This is a genomic window from Rosistilla ulvae (genome assembly GCF_007741475.1).
Lineage (GTDB): Bacteria > Planctomycetota > Planctomycetia > Pirellulales > Pirellulaceae > Rosistilla > Rosistilla ulvae.
In genome coordinates this window covers 2,157,996-2,173,709 of sequence record NZ_CP036261.1, presented here as the reverse complement: position 1 = coordinate 2,173,709, position 15,714 = coordinate 2,157,996, and the positions used below count along the sequence as shown (strand labels likewise).

The following is a 15,714-nucleotide window of genomic DNA, read 5'->3' as shown; positions in this document are numbered from 1 at the left end:
GTTTATGTGGGTTCCCCCTCCTATTGAGGGAGCTTTTCTCGAGTCTTTGACCGTTGGCGGAAAAATGGAAGGAATTCGGCAACGAAATACTCGATAGCCATCCCAACGGGAACGCAAAAAACATTCAGACGAATGCTAACGAACGGAATCGATAATCATGCTGAAGTTCCATCGAAAACGATTTCAAGTAGCTGCTTGGTTCCTCTTGTCGATGGGGCTCACTTCCATCGCGCAGGGACAATTTGAATGTGATGCCTCAAGTGGTTGTGACGCCGTTGGATGCAGTGCGCCGGCGAGATGGAGCTTTGGTGCCAAGGCATTGTTTTTGGAGCGGGTCGACGACGACAATCGAATTTTCTGGGGCCCCAACGGCAACTTTGATTCCAACGAATTCGATTTGGGATTTCAGGCAGGCTACGAACTCAATGGTCGCTACAACCTAGATGCTTGCACTGCGTTGACCGTGCGATGGATGAGTGTCGATCAATGGAGTGAAAGCCATCGCGATCTGGTCGGACCGGCAAGCGTCGCAGTCCTGAATGTCCCCTTACCGGTGGCCTTTCCCGATGTCACGTCGATCGAAGGCGTTCACACATCCGACTTGCATAGCCTGGAACTTGGAATCAGTCGGCGGTTGACTGAATCGCTCCGCTTCACCACAGGACTTCGATATCTGGAGATCGACGATCGGATCGGCTTTGGTTTTGAATCGGGAGGGACGCCAACATCGATCGATACCGCGGCGCAAAACCGTTTGTACGGCGGACAGGTTGGCCTAGAATCGAACCTGTTTCGTAGAGGGAACTGGTCGCTTGACGGCTTTAGTCAGGTCGGTCTTTTCGGCAATGCCGCGAAACAATCGACATTGTACGACACGGGAATCGCTCAGGCTCGTGATGCGGGGAACCGTGGGAAGCTCTCTTTTCTGGCAGAACTGGGGCTAAATGCACGCAGAAGTCTGACCAGCCAGCTGGATTTTGTGGCGGGCTACCAAGTCATGTGGGTCACATCGGTTGCCGTCGCCTCGGATGAACTGGTCCATTCGAACTTCCTCGCCCCGCACGGCGTCGACGCCTCCGACAGTGTCTTCTACCACGGAGCAACTGTGGGACTGGAATATCACTATTAACCACCGGTGCAAAACCGGTGGTTGCCGCCGAGGCCCCCAGCGAAACTTGTCACGAACCAAGCGACGCGACCGAGGTGAGGTTTTACTTGGACGTCACCGTCGACTTCATCGATCGCATCTTGCACGCTAGCCACCGTAAAACCTTGTGATTCAAACGGTGCCCGCCTCAAAGGTAACCGTCTGTACCGTGCTGTCGCGATCGACGCGAGGTTCCAACGGTAAAGTTGACAGCCAAATTCACTGCGGTGTGGATAGGAATGTCCAACGAAACGGTGACGAGCCCCCGTCCCCCTTCTTTAATCGATACGCTTTCGCCGGCAAGGGTTGTCGAGTCGTCTTCAGTGATCGTTCCCGATGTGGTGGCGATCGATAGATCGTGGCCGTTCAGATCGATTGCTCCTCAACCGAAAACGTTTCGCTACCAGCGTTACCAATCGAAGCGATGTCTGTCGGCTGGACATCGAGCCCCAACGTGTTGTTCGAACCATTTGACGTGGCACCAGCGAACAGCTTCACCGCACTTTCAAAGATCTTGCAGTCGCTGCACGCGATGAAGATCGAGCGATTTCCGTTCCCGCTGCAAAGTCGTTCACGTTGGTCGGGCGAAACACGGCTGTCGGCAAGACAAAGCAAAGGAATGAAGCTGGAGCATACGGCCCGCCGGAAACGCTGCAGATGCTCGACGCGTGTTGCCCATCGGCAGTCGCTTTTGCATACCGGCTGATAAATCAGATCGAGCCACGATTCCCCCACCAGTGGCGAAACACTTGCCTGCCACACTTTGTTGTCGAGCGTGTTTATAATGACACCGTATTCTCTCCCGCCTCCTTTCCCGCCTGAATCTCTCTCCTATGAAAAATCTATTTCCTCAAGAACTCAACCGTCGTGGTTTCATTTCGGCAACCGCCGCAGCAACGCTCGCTAGCGGTATCGCCCCGCTCCCCGCACTAGCCGCGGAATCGGCTGGCAACCTTCACCTGGGAACCTTCCGTTTCGACGTCACGCCGCCGATGGGACATTCGCTGTGCGGCGGCTGGATCAAGCCGGTCGTCGGGGTCGACGATCCGCTGGAGGCGATTGGGTATGTGTTGTTGGGTGCAGGCAAGCCGATCGTCGTCTGTGTCGTCGACTGGACGGGGCTGCTGAATTCAGCTCACATCCAGTGGCGGCAAGCGTTGGCCGACGCTGCCGGCACGACGATCGATCGCGTCGCGGTTCACTGCGTGCATCAACACAATGCCCCCTTTGCCTGTCTGGACTCAGAAGAGATCGTGTTGGCACAAGGCGATCTGCCTCACATCGTCGAGCGCGACTTCTTCCTCGAGTGCTTGGACGCCGGTCGCGAGGCGGTTGGCAAAGCGATGAAACAGACGACGCCGGTCACACACGTCGCTCGCAGCCAAGCAAAGGTCGACAAGGTGGCGGGGAATCGCCGACTGATCGGTCTCGACGGCAAGGTGATCTCGCAGCGTGGCAGCAGTTCGCGATCGCCACAGCACCATGCCTACCCCGAAGGGCTGATCGATCCGATGCTCAAGACGGTCGCGTTTTACAACGGCGACAAAAAGCTGGCGGCGTGTCATTATTACGCCTGCCATCCGATGAGCTACTACGGCGACGGACGGGTCAGCGCCGACTTCTGCGGGTTGGCGCGGAAGCAGATGCAGAAACAAGAACCCGACTGCACCCACATGTACTTCAACGGGTGCGGCGGCAATATCGGAGCGGGGAAATACAACAACGGCTCCAAAGAGATGCGACCTGTCTTAACCCAGCGGATTCTCGACGGGATGGTCGCCGCTCAAGAGACGTTGGTCCCCGAAGCGATCGAATCGATTCGCTGGGAGACCGAAGACATCCTGCCGCCGATCAATCCGGCTTTCGATGAAGAGGCCCTGATGCGACAGATCAACGACAAGACGCAGCGCGTTGTCCATCGCAACCGGCCATCATATACCGTCGCGTGGATTCGCCGGATCCAGGCGATGGTGCCGATCACGCTCAGCTGCATGCATATCAACGATGTCTCGTTGGTCCATCTGCCGTCGGAGAGCTTTATCGAATATCAACTGCGGGCTCAGGCAGCGGCGCCCAATCGTTTCGTCGCCTGCGCCGCCTATTCCGATGGCGGTCCGTGGTACATCCCCACCGCCGACGCCTATCCGCAGGGCGGCTACGCCGTCAGCGTCGCCCATTGCGCGGCCGGTATGGATCCGATCTTGAGTGGCGGAATCGCGAGCATGTTGTCTCGCGTCTAAGCGTCTTAAACCGCACCCCGCAGCACGCTTCCCGCCGATCTGATCGGCGGGAAGCGTGTGGCTGCAAAAGTCAAACGATCCGCTGGGGAGATGCGGACGTTTAACGTTGCCAAGTCAGCGAGAAGACGGGGCCGGCCAAGGCGAGATCGACATCTTCGGGATCGATCGATCCAGCCAAACCGCTGAGGCTGCTGAATTGCTGATGTTCGTAGCCGACACCCGCGATCAGTTTGTTGCCACCGGCAAAGACGTGTGCGTATTCGGCACCAAGGCGTAGCTCGGTGACGGGGACAACGACGTTGTCGAGTCGGTTGCCATTGCTGTTTACGGTTTCACCGTAGAGCATGCTTTGGCGGAAGCCAGCGACCAACGAGAATCCGTGGGCAACATGCCGTCGCACATCGGCACCCAGCGTGAATCCGAAGCCATCGAAATCATTGTATTCAAGTCCGTAGCGGGACTTCGAAAAATCGATCGAACCCCAGCGGAGGCCGCCAAATCCCTGAATCTTCCACTCACCCAGCTTGAGGTCGGTGGTCGCTTCGAGATCGTAGGTTTGCACGCCAAAACTGCTCGGCGGCGTGCTGTTGTTCGTCGCATCAAAATCGAAGAAGCGAAACCGGAACCCCATGATGCCCGTCGTTTTATACGCAGCGGTGACTCGCAGTGCAGCTTCTGTATCGTAGCCGTCGCTCCAAGTACTGGACGATGCGTTTAAGCCATGATTGGCATAGGTCGACAGCAAAGGCAGTTCCGCCCCGACGGAAAAGACACCTCGCGGTCGGAACTTCTGCAACTGGCTGCCGATGGCGCCAACCGATTCGTATCCGACCAATTGAACCGGCTCTTGATCCGCGATCATCGCCTCTTCATACAGACTTGTCACAACCGCCTGTTCCGCCGACGCCGTAACGCCACAGACCAGCCCAACAGCCACGCCAACATGTTGCAATAATTTTTTCAACTTCGATTCCTTTGTCATTTCGCTCATCCGCCCTACGGCGCACCCTCCCGGTTCGCCTCGCAAGATTTCATCGACGCGCCGCAGACGCAAGTCGTGGCATTCCGACCGAGTGGGACGTGGTGGAATCTTCGGAAAAGTCGGCGTGAATTCTCTAGAATCCATCACAATGTGTGGACATGACACCACCATCCCTTCACGCACCTTTGAATCCTCGTTGGAGGTGTCCTGTTGCAGTCTGGCAGCGTTTTGTAAGTCGGTACGCGATGGTGCTGGCGTTCAAAGGAACTCTGGGTAGGTGTGCCGACTGCATCCAGTGGATCCGGTCAGGCACCTGACTTGGTGGATGCGATAATTGAAAATCCATCCTTATGGAATACGTAGCACTGATCACATGAAGGCCGCTCGACTTACAGAACCTCGAGAACCACAGGACCGATGACATCAAAATGGGGAGTGATCCCCAAGCCGGGAGCATCGCTCGCTTTCATGAATCCGTGCTCCCGTTTCGGTGCCCCGTCGGCGTTGCAAACGGTGACGTAGCTGTTGAAGTCGGTGCTGGTGAAACGCAGTGTTTCGGGAGTGCTATGCGCCAGATGGGCGATCGCGGCGGTCGTGATGTCGCCCCCCCAGCTGTCTTCGATCGTCATCGCGATCCCCATCGAAGCGCAGACGTCGCGGGCCTGCCGGGCTTTCGTCAGTCCGCCAAGTTTGCTGATCTTCAAGTTGACGACGTCCATCGCCAAGTCGGCTTTGGCGCGGAACAACATCTCCAGCCCGTCGATGTTTTCGTCCAGGATAAACGGATGCGTTGTGTTGCGTCGTACCGCCAGACACTCTTCGTAAGTCAAGCATGGCTGTTCGATGTAGACGTCCAGATCAGCGACCGCGCGGACGACGCGTTGCGCTTCGTGCTGCGTCCATCCAGTGTTGGCGTCGGCGACCAAACGATCCGACGGACGCAAGACATCCCGCGCCGCGCGGATCCGCTGGATATCGGTGTCCGGGTCGCCGCCAACCTTCAATTGAAAACGCGTGTAACCCTGGTCGCGATAGCTGGCGACGTTTTCGGCCATCGCGTCGGGAGCAATCTGCGAGATCGCGCGATACAGTCGCACGCTCTCCCCAAACCTGCCTCCCATCAACATACAGACCGGCAGCCCACTGGCCTTCCCCAACAGATCCCAACAGGCGATGTCGATTCCTGACTTCACGTACGGATGCCCTTTTAAAGCTGCATCCATGCGTTGATTCAGGACGCCCAGTTCGCGCGGGTCGAGTCTGATCAAATGCGGTCCCAATTCACGCAATCCGGCCCGCACCCCTTCGGCATACGCCGGCAAATAGAACGGTCCCAGCGGACAGACCTCACCGTACCCGACCAATCCCTCAGCCGTCTCGACAGCGACGATCGTGCTGTCGAAAACGTTGACCGATTTGCCACCCGACCAATGATAAGCCCCTTCGATCAACGGAAGTTCGACGCGGTGGGCGGAGATCCGGGTGATTTTCATCGGCAGTGTTCCTTTCCGTTATCGGTACCAAAAGCCAGTTTTCAGGCGATCCTTACAGGCCATCACGATACCCGATGCAGAACTCCACGTCCGAACCTTCAACGAAATTTTGGGTCGTGCTTGTGTGACAAATGATGGTACCGAGGCATACCAGCACGAAGCACAAGCGAGTGTTCCGGGTGCAATCACTCGCTTGCGCTTCGTGCTAGTATGGTCGCCTTTCGCTCCGCGAAAGTGCGTGCACCGATCTTAACTTTCCATCCGCACTTTCGCGGAGCGAAAGGCGACCATCTTGGATTCGGACCGATTCAAAAAGGAACACCATGAACGATAGCTCGACCGGGCAACATCGCCGCGAGCATTGGCGGCTGAATCCGGCGATCGACTTCCTCAACCACGGTTCTTTTGGAGCAACACCGACCGTGGTCTTGGATGCCCAACGCCGATTCCGCGATGCGATGGAAAGCGATCCGATCGAATTCCTGGCTCCCGAACGCGAGCTGCTGCCCAAGTTGGATCGTGTTCGCGAAGTAATCGCACAGCGTGTGAATGCCGACGCACGCGACATCGCCTGGGTCCGCAATGCCACCGACGGCGTCAACGCGGTCGTGCAATCGTTCCCCCTGAAACCGGGCGACAACGTCGTCGTGACCGATCACGGTTACAACGCGTGCAGCAACGCCGTTCGCTACGCCGCCGAGCGCTGCGGCGCGGAGGTGCGAGTGGCTGAGATCCCGTTTCCGATCGCAAGTCCCGACGAAGTCGTCGACGCGATCGAGCGGGCGATCGACGACGCCACACGGTTGCTTTTGATCGACCACGTTACAAGTCCGACCGGCTTGGTCTTCCCGATCGAAGCGATCGCCGACGTCGCCCGCCGACGCGGCGTGCGTGTGCATGTCGACGGCGCTCACGCACCGGGAATGCTCGCGATCGATCTGCCGCGACTCGGCGTCGACTATTACACCGCCAATCACCACAAATGGCTCTGCGCGCCAAAGACCTCCGGATTTTTGTGGGTCAAGCCAGAACTGCAGGCACAGGTGCGGCCGACGGTGATCAGCCATGCTGCCAACCGTGCTATCGATGGCCGCTCGCGCTTCCTCAGCGAATTCGATTGGACCGGCACGTTTGATCCCTCGCCCTTGCTGGCGGTCCCAGCCGCGATCGAGTTCCTCGACTCGCTGTATCCCGGCGGACTGGCGGAACTGATGCAGTCGAACCACCGCTTGGCATTGCAGTCGCGCGATCGATTGTGTGAGGCGCTGGAGATCGCCCCGCCGGCTCCCGATTCGATGCTCGGCAGTCTGGTCGCGCTGCCGTTGCCGGCCTCGGACGCTCCGCTGCAACAGATCCTCCGCGATCAACACGGCTTCGAATTCCCGATCTACCCCGGCCCGAAACCCGACACGCGGCTGATGCGAGTTTCGTTGCAAGCCTACAACGACGTCGATCAGATCGATCGCCTAGCCGATCTGCTGCCGAAGCTGCTGCCATGAAAGTACGATCCCAATCGTTTAACCGCGGTGGCAACGCCCCGCGCGTCCGTAACGAACTCTCGAAACGCGCGGCCCGATGGGCACGCGGTTAAACGAGTTCGCACGCCGACACAATCGTTTAACCGCGGCGGCAACGCCCCGCGCGTCCGTATCGAACTCCCGAAACGCGCGGCCCGATGGGCACGCGGTTAAACGAGTTCGCACGCCGCCCCAATCGTTTAACCGCGGTGGCAACGCCCCGCGCGTCCGTAACGAACTCTCGAAACGCGCGGCCCGATGGGCACGCGGTTAAACGAGTTCGCACGCCGACACAATCGTTTAACCGCGGCGGCAACGCCCCGCGCGTCCGTATCGAACTCCCGAAACGCGCGGCCCGATGGGCACGCGGTTAAACGAGTTCGCACGCCGCCCCAATCGTTTACCCGCGGCGGCAACGCCCCGCGCGTCCGTATCGAACTCTCAAAACGCGCGGCCCGATGGGCACGCGGTTAAACGAGTTCGCACGCCGACACAATCGTTTAACCGCGGCGGCAACGCCCCGCGCGTCCGTAACGAACTCCCGAAACGCGCGGCCCGATGGGCACGCGGTTAAACGAGTTCGCACGCCGCCCCAATCGTTTAACCGCGGCGGCAACGCCCCGCGCGTCCGAGTCTCGCTCCAAAAACGCGCGGCCCGATGGGCACGCGGTTAAACGAATTCGCACGCCGACACAATCGTTTAACCGCGGTGGCAACGCCCCGCGCGTCCGTATCGAACTCTCGAAACGCGCGGCCCGATGGGCACGCGGTTAAACGACTCGGGTAGCGCCCTGTGCGTGATGGTCGGCTGAAGCCTTGACTCCAACGCGTCACGGTAGGTGCGTTATTAGGCTAGGCGCAGTTGCATGATGCGGATGCTGCGGTGGGCGTCTTGGCAGTGTGGCACGTGACTCTCGCTGTACGACCAGCCGCGCGGCCCGATCCAGTCGCGAAACTCATTGGCGATCAAACGGCAGGGATCCGAGAACAGGATCACTCCGCCGGGCTCCAGATGTTGCCGCATCGCAACTTCCAATTCCGTCCAGAACTTGCGGTTGTAGGTCACGTCGGAACCGAGGATCATTGAAAACTTGCGGTCCAATTGCTCTTCGCCCCATCGCAAGCGGCGGACGTGGCAATTGGGCAGATCCCAAGTCGACAGCTGAGCCAACAACAGCGGGTCGGTCATGCCGTCGGTGATCGTCACCTCCGCACCACGGAGCGCCGCCGCCAGACCAGCGCGGCCCGTTCCGGCTCCCAGTTCAAGCACCTGGCAGCCGGGCAGATCGAGCGTTTCGATGAACCAATCGAGTCCCACCGCCGCTTGCCAAACCGTTGCCCAAAACGGTTCTTCGACTCCCTGTTCCCCCGCTTCCTGTCGCTTCGTCGCAGCAACAAGGAGATCGTCGGGACAGGTTGCCGACGCAAACAGACGTCGCTTGCCCGCCGCCATGACCGGTTCGTAGTGCCAGGCGTAACGAGCCGACGCGCGGGCTTCGAGCTTGCGAATCCAAGCCGCGTTGTCGCCATCGACTTGGTTGGCAGGGCGATTCAAAACCGATGGCGTCAAGCGAGTTCTCCGAGCGGACCGTTCCGAAATCTATTTGTCGCTCAGATAGACATAATCCAATCCGAACATAAAACCTTTCACCGCGTCGGGATGTGATCCCACAATCGACACCTGCAACGTATTGTCCCCCTGATTCAAGCGATGTCTACCCTGGGAAATCGAGCCGGTCAGATTGCGAGGGCGATCGAAGCTATGCTCCCAATCGAGCGACGCGTTCAGCGACCTGCGCTCTGGGCGTTGAGGTTCCAATTGTAGTCGAGGTAGCTGACCCGAACGGCGTTCTGCCGGGCCGCCTGTTGCGCGGCGGGACTGGGGAGCCAAGGGGCGATTTTTTTCAACTGTGTCGCTTGGTCCCCACCAAAGTCTTCTCCGAACCAGTCGAGAATCGACGACAGTTGGAACTTGCGAGCAGGCGCATCGTAACGGAAGTTTTGCGACCGCGAGAAAAAGTCCTTGGCGTTTGCATCCAATTGGTCTTGGATTCGCTCGGCAACGTAGGCTTCGTTCAACAACCGCGGACAACCGATCGACGCACAGACGATTGCAAAGTGGATTCGCGGCTCACCTTTCTTGCGCAGCACCTCGTGCTCCATCTGGTCCAATGAATAGGGCTTGCCACCAACATATAGTTGAAGGTCTTTCCAAATGTTGTATCCCCATAGCTTGGCGGTGTGATTGCGGATGCTGGACGTTGGGTACTCGCGCAAGATCCCTTGCACGGTGACGGCGTTATAAGCGTTGATCCAAAATGCCAACGTCGAACCGGGCGTTGCCGGAGCGTTTGGATTTGCAGAGGACAACCGATTCAAATAACGGGACAAAGCTTGTCGATCCGCAGCGGAAGCTTTTAGCCCCTGATAGTTCACCATTCCATTGGCGTCGACGTACTTCCGCAGGATCGTGTCCCATGTCGAATGGTCGATTTGGTCGATTGAAACCTGTTGGTTCGCAGCAACGCGAGTGCCGACGTAGACGGGCGATCCAGCCGATGCGACAGGGTCGCTAGCAACAATGAAAAGGAAAGCAACGACTGCGGATTTCGCGTATTTGTTGAGCATCTGAATTTCCTGTGAGTGCGGTGAACGAGTTCCATTGGTCGGTTCATTGACTACAAACCAAGACGCAGCCCGCACCACAACCTTACAAAATTTCGCTCGTTAATTCTTGGGCAGGTGATCCGCAACGAGACAAATCCTTGTGTGCGTTTCGGTAGATCGGTCTCGATGCGGTAGCTCACGGTTCCTTTACAAACCGGACGCTATCGCATGCCCGATAGCCTAAAATTAGAACATCGATTTGCCCTTGGCGTTCCGACCGAGATGATCGACTCGCGACGGAGCGTTCGAGACGAGCCATTCCGCAACGCCGAATTTTGGAGGCTGCCGATTCAGGGAAACTTTGTAAGGAAGTCGACATAGACGCGTCACAACGGTATGCCCACATGCATGGCGTGGAAGCTTTAACCACACAGCCCAATCTCGAAAGCAAAGGACAAACCATGTCGAGCGAAACTCCACCCTCCGAAGTCCCTTCGACGTCGGGAATGGCGAAGAAGATCGGACTTCTGGTGGTGGTTGCGGCGATCATTGTTGTTGCCTACACACAATTCGGCGATCTGTTGAGCCTGGAAAACCTTGCCAAGCAAGAGTCCGAATTGCGAGCGTTTCAAGCCGACCATCCCGTCCTTGTTTATGGCGCCGCGTTTGCGGTCTACGTTGCCGTGGCCGGATTGTCGCTGCCCGGTGCGGCTGTCCTGACGCTAGTCTATGGATGGTATTTCGGACTGGCCCGCGGGCTCGTCTTGGTCAGCTTTGCATCGACCGCCGGCGCGACAGTGGCGTTTCTGTTGAGTCGATTTTTGTTTCGCGATTCGATCCAACAACGCTTTGGCAGCCGACTGGAGAACTTCAACCAATCGCTCGAAAAGGAGGGCCCCTTCTTTCTGTTTACGCTGCGATTAATCCCAGCGGTTCCCTTTTTTGTGATCAATGCGGTGATGGGGCTAACCCCGATTCGTACTCGAACTTTTTGGTGGGTCAGCCAACTGGGAATGTTGGCGGGGACCATCGTCTATGTCTACGCCGGCTCCAGCGTCCCCAACCTCCAAACACTGGCCGAAAAAGGGATCGGTGCTGTCTTCACGCCGCGACAATTGTCCCAGATCGTGAGTGCATTTGTCCTGTTGGGCCTGTTTCCGTTGATCGTTCGCTACGCGATGAAGTTCTTGCACCGCGACAAAACGGAACCAGTGCTCGACAACCACTCCCAATGAATTCGATCGCAGGCCCGTCCCGAACCGCAACCACCCACGACAACTCCGAAAGCCATACAACGATGAACACCCCACTGATCCAATTGCAGCCCAGCGACCAATACAATCAAGACCTCGAATCCAACGTCCATCCGCAGCATTGGACCAACCCGACGCCGACCAAGCCGTATCAATTGGTCGTGATCGGAGCGGGGACCGCCGGGCTGGTGACGGCAGCGGGAGCGGCCGGGCTGGGCGCACGGGTCGCTTTGGTCGAACGTGAGTTGATGGGGGGCGATTGTTTGAACGTCGGATGTGTTCCCTCCAAAGGGGTAATCCGCGCGGCGCGGGTCGCTGCGGCCGTCCGCGATGCGGAACCCTTTGGCGTGAACGTCCCCGAGGGGTCCGCGGTCGACTTTGGCAAAGCGATGCAGCGAATGCGGCGACTGCGGGCCGAGATCAGCCCCAACGATTCGGCGCAACGATTCTCCGAAATGGGAATCGATGTCTATTTCGGCAAAGGCGCGTTCATCGATGACAGCACGTTGGGGGTGACCGCGTCGGATGGATCGGTCGTCGAATTGAAATACAAGAAAGCGGTGATTGCATCGGGCGCTCGCGCCGCAGCCCCGCCGATCCCTGGACTCGACAGCGTCTCCTACCTGACGAATGAAAACCTGTTCTCGTCGACCGAACTACCGAAGCGCTTCGGAGTCATCGGCAGCGGACCGATCGGCAGCGAGATGGCGCAGACCTTTGCTCGATTCGGAAGCGAAGTTTTTCTGTTTGAACGGAGTGAAAAGCTGCTGCCGCGCGAAGATCCCGACGCGGCGAAGGTCGTGCAAAAGCACTTCGAAAAAGATGGCATCCAAATGCTCTTCGGTGCAAAAGATTTGAAGGTGAGTCCCGCCGAGGGCGGAGCGATCTGCGTCCAGATGGTTCAGGAAGGAACGCCGCGGGAGGTCGTGGTCGATCAATTGCTGGTCGCCGTTGGACGGGCCCCCAACACCGACAGTTTGAACTTAGAAGCTGTCGATGTGAAATACGATCGATCGGGCGTCGATGTCGACGATTTCTTGCAAACCAGCAATCCACGGATCTTTGCTGCCGGCGATATCTGCTCGCAATACAAATTCACGCATGCCGCCGATTTCCAGGCCCGGATCGTGATCCAAAACGCGTTGTTTGCCGTCGGACCGTTTGGCAAAAAACGGGCCAGTGGTCTGACGATTCCCTGGGCGACCTACACCTCCCCCGAAGTCGCTCACGTCGGGCTGTACGAACACGACGCGAAAAATGAAGGTATCGAAATCGACACCTACACCCAACACTTCAGCGACGTCGACCGTGCGATCTTGGAAGGACAGCAAGATGGATTTGTGAAGGTACACACGCGGCGAGGGACCGACAAAATCATCGGCGCCACGATCGTTGCGGAAAACGCGGGAGACATGATCTCCGAGATCACTCTAGCGATGACCGCGGGACTGGGATTGAGCAAGATCGGCAGCACGATTCATCCCTATCCCACCCAAGCCGAAGCGATTCGCAAGCTGGGAGACCAATACAGCCGAACGCGGCTGACCGCGTTTAGCAAAAAAATATTGGACCTACTGCGACGGATGAACGTCGGCAACTGAACTCCCTCGCAAATCGCACCGCCAGCCCGGCGGTGCGACATGGGAAGCTAAGCGTTCGCAGCCAATTCGACGCGGACGGTGAGGATTTGGTGTCCCGTCAGTTTTAGGTTGACCGAATCGCTGGCAGGCTTCAGGTCGCGAATCTTGTTGCCCAAGAAGTCGACAAGACTCGCCGCCGCGATATCGGTAAAACAGCTCAGCGAACAGTTCGACGATCTCCCCATCGTTTCGACAAGGCGAATCGACACGAACCGTCGGTCTCCCTCGAGTGTCGTTTTCCAATCGCTGATGATCACTGTCGGCGAATCGATATGGAACAACCAACCGGTGTTCAGCGAACCGGGACTCTGGCATCGGTGCTGCGTCGGCGGAGCGAGCGATTGACGCGATGCCGCAACGGGATTCTTGATATCGAAACCGTATGACAACGAAAACTTTCGTTGCGACTCTCCGGCAACCACCAACAACGTGTCCAACATGTGCTTGCCAACGCGACGATGAGCGGGCATGCCGTCGGCCAAGACGAGCGTCGATTGTCCCGCCTCGTCGATCCAAACACCCTGCGGAGCCAGCAGATGCCGTCCAACGCCCGGTTGGATTTGATCGCGAACGATCAACTTGGGCGTCGACGCTTCCATCGCCCAGGCGATTCGCGCGCCGATGTAGGATTGCCAAGCCTGGGGTTGGAGATCTTGCAGCGGTTCGACGTCGATATCGACATGCAACTGGCGCGAACCAAGCTGCAAGCGGTAGGTGATCGAAGCGTTGGCAATCGGATCGCCGCTGGACGAAAGGATCTCGACGTCGTTGCAAACTTCACCGCAAGTCGTATCGGCGCGAAGCACTCGGCTTTTGCGAAGCTTCATCGACGAACAATTCTCCCCCGCGTTCTCAGGCTGGGCGTGAACCAACTGCATCGAAAATCGATTGCTTCGCATCTGGGGCGTATGAACCGACAGGATGCCGCCCGATTGTGGATGCAGCGTTACATCGAAAAAATCGTTCCGCAATCCCTCCGCATCGGCCAACGGCTTAGGACCGCGGAACCATTTTTGACGCGGCTCGCGATCCCCCGGCGTCGCGACGGCAAATCCACAACTGGGCACATCGACCACGGCGACCGAACCGCTGGGGGTCGCGTGCCCCGCGTAGATCGGACCGCCGGCGGCGGGCGGCAACCCGTCGACAGGTACATGTCGGCGAACCGCGGAGGAGTGCGGATTGACCACCACGGTGGCAGATCCCTGTTCGTCGTCGGCGGCCAGTTTGATTCCCAAGGTCTCGCAAAACAGGCGGCTGGCTACCGCGGCATCGTCGCCAAGCGCAGCTGAAGAATCGGACGAATCGTTTCCGGCGCCGGCCAGCGGTTTGCCAGCGACCGCAACAGCCAACGCTTGCAGCGTCATCGTCGTCTCCCGCGCGATCTGATCGCGTGTGATTCGAGCCAACGACGACAGCGGATCGTGAATCTTCTCGTCGATCAACTTCGCTAGCCATTCGCCGCCGCTGCTCCCGGCGGAGGGCTGAAACGAATGATACGGCCGCTCGCTTTCGGCAAAGTACTCGCCCAGCGTTTGGAACTTGCCCAACGCCAGTCCCCACGTGCTAGCGCGTCGCAGATCATCGTAGGCAAAACACTCCTCGCCGGGCCAATGGACCAATAGCGCCGTCGAGATCTGCCCCGCGTCGACAGCTTCGCCCAAACGGGGCCCGAGCCCCAGGAAGACATGCGGATCGGAGGCATCCAAGGGGGTCGAACAGATCGCCTGGATTTCAGCATCCCCCGACTGCCACATCAATTTGGCTTCGTCTTGTCCACAATCAGTTCCGCCAGCAAAGTCGGCAAAAATCGCTCCTTCGTATCCCAGTTGGCTGAGCAGCACCGGCAGGTCGCCGGGCAAACCGCCGGCGAATCGGCCAAACGCGTGTGGCGGCTGCCCCAACAGGTCGACATACCGTTGCCTCGATTCGCTCAGATACTCGATCGCCGAGGTACAGGTCAGCAGGTCGAGCGAAAAATGGTCGTCGATCGTCCCGCCGGCCAACCCGATCTTCCCCTCGCTCAACCGCGACTTCAGATCCTCGAAGAGCGCCGGATTTTCGCTGCTCAGTCGGTTCAAAAGGTTGACATTCGCAAGCAAATTGGTGGGACGTCCGCCCTCCAAACTAGCGGCCAACCCTGTTCCCAAAGTTGTTTCGGCCAACAGCGTCAAATCGATCAGATAGGGATCGGCGGAGAAGGAGTGATCGCGTTCTTGGGCGATCAAGTCGAAGCAATTGTGTAGCGCATCTTTGGTTGCGTCATCGTCGCCGGCTTGCCAAGCCAAAGCCGCGGTGGTCAGTTGCAAGGCAAAATAGGCGTCGTCGAGATTGCTGCTGTAACGCAGCTGCCGGGTCATCAACTGGACCTGCAAATAGGCGTATGCCAAAGCGTAGAAATCGGCGACGCGATCGGTTTGCGGCAGCGGCTGGTCCAGCAAGCGATCGGCGATTTCGCTGCGACTGTGCCCGGCGACGGACAGCAATAAGCAGTCTTTGGCCGCGCCAGCCCGATCTTTCGTTCCTGTCGGCAAATCCGATTCAGACGCACTTGGGACGATCACGATCGCCCCCGAGAGGTCCTCCGGCGGCGTGTCGGCGCGATGCCAAGCGGGCATTTTACCGGTCAGCGCAATGATGGCTGGATGCCATAAAACGGACCATCCAACCAGCAATCCATTAGCGTCATCGCCTGTCAATTGGGTTGGGAAGTCTTCGAGGCTGTGGCAGGGCAACAGTACAAAGGCATCGCGTGGCGCGTGCGTTTTGGAAAAAACGGAATTAGTCATCTGAGAAAATTTGACATGGGGACGGCGGCCTCGATAAAGTAAATAA

11 protein-coding genes are annotated in these 15,714 nt (G+C 58.2%); 5 read left to right on the top strand and 6 right to left on the bottom strand.

Annotated elements, in window-relative coordinates:
- The first annotated feature begins 157 nt into the window (after window positions 1-157).
- Window positions 158-1,129, top strand: coding sequence for an Lpg1974 family pore-forming outer membrane protein (locus tag EC9_RS07880; protein ID WP_145343842.1), 972 nt, complete (start codon window positions 158-160; stop codon window positions 1,127-1,129).
- A 384-nt stretch (window positions 1,130-1,513) separates the two neighbouring features.
- On the opposite strand, the gene EC9_RS26425 is transcribed toward EC9_RS07880, so the two are convergent.
- Complete coding sequence (locus tag EC9_RS26425) at window positions 1,514-1,762, bottom strand: hypothetical protein (protein WP_218934667.1); 249 nt, start codon at window positions 1,760-1,762, stop codon at window positions 1,514-1,516.
- Between the two features lie 218 nt (window positions 1,763-1,980).
- On the opposite strand from EC9_RS26425, the gene EC9_RS07875 reads away from it, so the two are divergent.
- Window positions 1,981-3,387 carry a hypothetical protein gene (locus tag EC9_RS07875; RefSeq protein WP_145343840.1) on the top strand — a complete coding sequence of 469 codons (1,407 nt, stop codon included), beginning with the start codon at window positions 1,981-1,983 and terminating at the stop codon, window positions 3,385-3,387.
- 100 nt (window positions 3,388-3,487) lie between these two features.
- Here EC9_RS07875 and EC9_RS07870 read toward each other — a convergent pair whose 3' ends face one another.
- A complete protein-coding gene (locus EC9_RS07870) occupies window positions 3,488-4,351 on the bottom strand; it encodes an Lpg1974 family pore-forming outer membrane protein (RefSeq protein ID WP_145343838.1) in 864 nt (287 codons plus the stop codon).
- A gap of 407 nt (window positions 4,352-4,758) precedes the next feature.
- Entirely contained in the window at window positions 4,759-5,862 is a 1,104-nt protein-coding gene (locus EC9_RS07865; RefSeq protein WP_145343836.1) for a cis-3-hydroxy-L-proline dehydratase, read from the bottom strand.
- Between the two features lie 323 nt (window positions 5,863-6,185).
- On the opposite strand from EC9_RS07865, the gene EC9_RS07860 reads away from it, so the two are divergent.
- Complete coding sequence (locus EC9_RS07860) at window positions 6,186-7,361, top strand: aminotransferase class V-fold PLP-dependent enzyme (protein WP_145343834.1); 1,176 nt, start codon at window positions 6,186-6,188, stop codon at window positions 7,359-7,361.
- 865 nt (window positions 7,362-8,226) lie between these two features.
- Here EC9_RS07860 and EC9_RS07855 read toward each other — a convergent pair.
- Both EC9_RS07855 and EC9_RS07850 read right to left on the bottom strand, forming a co-directional pair.
- Window positions 8,227-8,949, bottom strand: a complete 723-nt coding sequence (locus tag EC9_RS07855; RefSeq protein ID WP_246106012.1) for a protein N-lysine methyltransferase family protein — start codon at window positions 8,947-8,949, stop codon at window positions 8,227-8,229.
- Between the two features lie 215 nt (window positions 8,950-9,164).
- Window positions 9,165-10,007 (bottom strand): DUF547 domain-containing protein, encoded by an 843-nt coding sequence (locus EC9_RS07850; protein ID WP_145343832.1) that lies wholly within the window; start codon window positions 10,005-10,007, stop codon window positions 9,165-9,167.
- Between the two features lie 440 nt (window positions 10,008-10,447).
- On the opposite strand from EC9_RS07850, the gene EC9_RS07845 reads away from it, so the two are divergent.
- Together EC9_RS07845 and EC9_RS07840 are read left to right on the top strand one after the other, a co-directional pair.
- A complete protein-coding gene (locus EC9_RS07845) occupies window positions 10,448-11,221 on the top strand; it encodes a TVP38/TMEM64 family protein (protein WP_145343830.1) in 774 nt (257 codons plus the stop codon).
- Window positions 11,222-11,283: 62 nt separating this feature from the next.
- Window positions 11,284-12,840, top strand: coding sequence for a mercuric reductase (locus tag EC9_RS07840; RefSeq protein WP_246106011.1), 1,557 nt, complete (start codon window positions 11,284-11,286; stop codon window positions 12,838-12,840).
- A gap of 47 nt (window positions 12,841-12,887) precedes the next feature.
- Here the strand turns inward: EC9_RS07840 and EC9_RS07835 are convergent, their stop codons facing one another.
- Window positions 12,888-15,668, bottom strand: a complete 2,781-nt coding sequence (locus EC9_RS07835) for a hypothetical protein (protein WP_145343828.1) — start codon at window positions 15,666-15,668, stop codon at window positions 12,888-12,890.
- Window positions 15,669-15,714: the final 46 nt, after the last annotated feature.

What these genes read in the sequence shown, in the direction of transcription:
- EC9_RS07880 (WP_145343842.1), top strand. Translation starts at nt 158, where the DNA reads ATGCTGAAGTTCCATCGAAAACGATTTCAAGTAGCTGCTTGGTTCCTC.
- EC9_RS07875 (WP_145343840.1), top strand. Translation starts at nt 1,981, where the DNA reads ATGAAAAATCTATTTCCTCAAGAACTCAACCGTCGTGGTTTCATTTCG.
- EC9_RS07865 (WP_145343836.1), bottom strand. Translation starts at nt 5,862, where the DNA reads ATGAAAATCACCCGGATCTCCGCCCACCGCGTCGAACTTCCGTTGATC.
- EC9_RS07860 (WP_145343834.1), top strand. Translation starts at nt 6,186, where the DNA reads ATGAACGATAGCTCGACCGGGCAACATCGCCGCGAGCATTGGCGGCTG.
- EC9_RS07850 (WP_145343832.1), bottom strand. Translation starts at nt 10,007, where the DNA reads ATGCTCAACAAATACGCGAAATCCGCAGTCGTTGCTTTCCTTTTCATT.
- EC9_RS07845 (WP_145343830.1), top strand. Translation starts at nt 10,448, where the DNA reads ATGTCGAGCGAAACTCCACCCTCCGAAGTCCCTTCGACGTCGGGAATG.
- EC9_RS07840 (WP_246106011.1), top strand. Translation starts at nt 11,284, where the DNA reads ATGAACACCCCACTGATCCAATTGCAGCCCAGCGACCAATACAATCAA.
- EC9_RS07835 (WP_145343828.1), bottom strand. Translation starts at nt 15,668, where the DNA reads ATGACTAATTCCGTTTTTTCCAAAACGCACGCGCCACGCGATGCCTTT.